This window comes from Mesorhizobium sp. M7D.F.Ca.US.004.03.1.1, assembly GCF_003998635.1.
In the GTDB taxonomy this organism is placed as follows: Bacteria; Pseudomonadota; Alphaproteobacteria; order Rhizobiales; family Rhizobiaceae; genus Mesorhizobium; species Mesorhizobium loti.
On sequence record NZ_RZQG01001024.1, the window covers coordinates 1 to 1993 of the forward strand.

2 protein-coding genes and 1 pseudogene are annotated in these 1993 nt (G+C 68.1%); all 3 read left to right on the forward strand.

Going from position 1 to position 1993, the window contains the following annotated elements:
• Positions 1-469: SAM-dependent methyltransferase (locus EN935_RS33345; protein WP_245489119.1), on the forward strand; the 469-nt coding region annotated here is incomplete at its 5' end.
• A complete protein-coding gene (locus EN935_RS33350) occupies positions 466-1779 on the forward strand; it encodes a cobyrinate a,c-diamide synthase (protein WP_127265088.1) in 1314 nt (437 codons plus the stop codon). The genes EN935_RS33345 and EN935_RS33350, both read left to right, overlap by 4 nt.
• Positions 1780-1782: 3 nt before the next feature.
• A pseudogene (locus tag EN935_RS33355) lies at positions 1783-1993 on the forward strand (hypothetical protein); the annotation flags it as partial.

Below are 1993 nucleotides of genomic sequence, written 5' to 3' on the forward strand. Positions count from 1 at the left end.
CCCCTATATTTTCGGCCGTGGCGGCGAAGAAGCTCTGGCGCTCGCGCGGGAAGGTATCCCGTTCCGCGTGCTGCCCGGCCTGACCTCGGGCCTCAGCGCGCTGGCCGCCACCGGCATTCCGGCCACCATGCGCGGCATCAACAAGGCGGTGATCCTGGCCACCGGCCATGCCGCCGGCACCGATGACGATCTCGACTGGGCAACAATCGCCCGTACCGGCCAGCCTGTCGTCGTCTATATGGGCATGGCCAATCTGCCCTTGATCGCCGCGGCACTGCTCGACGGCGGGTTGGCGCCGTCAACACCGGCGGCAGTGATCGTCGCTGCGACGACGCCGCAGGAACGAACCGTCGTCGCCACGCTCGCCACCATTGCCGAGGAAGCGGCCACCGCCGGTCTTGCCTCGCCGGCGCTGATCGTCGTCGGCGGCATCGTTGCCATGCGCGCAGCGCTGGCGGGGGAAGCATGACGGCCCGGGCCATCATCATCGGCGCGCCGCGCTCCGGCTCCGGCAAGACCAGCGTCACCATCGGCATCCTGCGCGCGCTGACCCGGCGCGGGCTGAAAGTGCGCGGCGCCAAATCCGGCCCCGACTATATCGACCCCGGCTTCCACACCGCCGCCACGGGCCTGTCCGGCGTCAACCTCGACAGCTGGGCGATGCCGCCATCCCTCCTCAACGCGCTGGCAGCGCAAGCCGCCGGTGACACCGATTTCGTCATCCTCGAAAGCGCCATGGGCCTGTTCGACGGCATTCCGGCCTCGCCAGGCCGCACCGGTTCGGCGGCCGACCTGGCGCGGCTCTATGGCTTGCCGGTGCTGCTGGTTCTCGACGTCTCCGGCCAGTCGACCACCGCAGCCGCCGTCGCCAAGGGTTTTGCCACCTACGATCCTGATGTGCGCATGGCCGGTGTCGTGCTCAATCGGCTGGGCAGTGAGCGGCACCGCAAGCTGTGCAGCGAGGCCATCGAGGCGATCGGCCTGCCGGTCGTCGGCGCCATCCTGCGCGATCCCACGCTCAATTTGCCGGAGCGCCATCTCGGCCTCGTTCAGGCCGGCGAATATGACGACCTGATGGCGCATCTCGACCGGCTGGCCGACATGGCGGAAAGGTCGCTCGACCTCGATGCGATCATGGCCCTGGCGACGCCCCTCACCCCGGCGTCTGGCGGCTTTGCTGACGCGCTAGCGCCGCCCGGTCAGCGCATCGCGCTGGCCGAGGATGCCGCCTTCACCTTCCTCTACCCGCATGTCGCCGCCTACTGGCGCAAAGCCGGTGCCGAAATCGTCCCGTTCTCGCCGCTCGCCGACGAGGCACCCGACGCGGATTGCGATGTCTGCTGGGTGCCCGGCGGCTATCCCGAGCTTCACGCCGGCCGGCTCGCTGCAGCGGAGACTTTCAAAGCCGGAATGGCAAGATTTGCGGCGAAGAAGCCCATCCATGGCGAGTGCGGTGGTTTCATGGTGCTGGGCGAAGCTCTGGAGGATGCGTCAGGCGAAACGCATGCGATGCTCGGCCTGCTCGGCCATTCCACCAGCTTCGCCAAACGCAAGATGAACCTCGGCTATCGCGAGGCGCGGTTGCGCGCCGATTGCCCGCTGGGCTCAGCTGGCGCGCTGATCCGTGGCCACGAATTCCACTATGCGCAGATGACCTCTACCGGCAATGACGAGCCGCTGGCCGACCTCGCCGACGGACAGGGCAATCCGATCGGCGCCTCGGGCTATCGGCGCGGCCATGTCAGCGGCACCTTCTTCCACGCGATTGCGAGGGGCTAGAGCATGAAGTTCAAGAACCTGGCCCTTTCACCGCGGCAGATCGTCGACGACATCGCGCTCTGCCTGGTCTTCTTCACCCGTCTGCCGCTGCCCGTCTTCGATTTTCGCGGCCGCAGCCTTGCCGCCGCGATCTGGGCGGCCCCCATCGCCGGCCCCATGGCAAGGCCAAACCGTTCCGCCGTGGCAAAGACGATGGCGGCGATCAGGCCGACGA

Bases quoted from the DNA above. Each gene is read 5' to 3' on its own strand.
- EN935_RS33350 (WP_127265088.1), top strand. From the start codon at position 466: ATGACGGCCCGGGCCATCATCATCGGCGCGCCGCGCTCCGGCTCCGGC.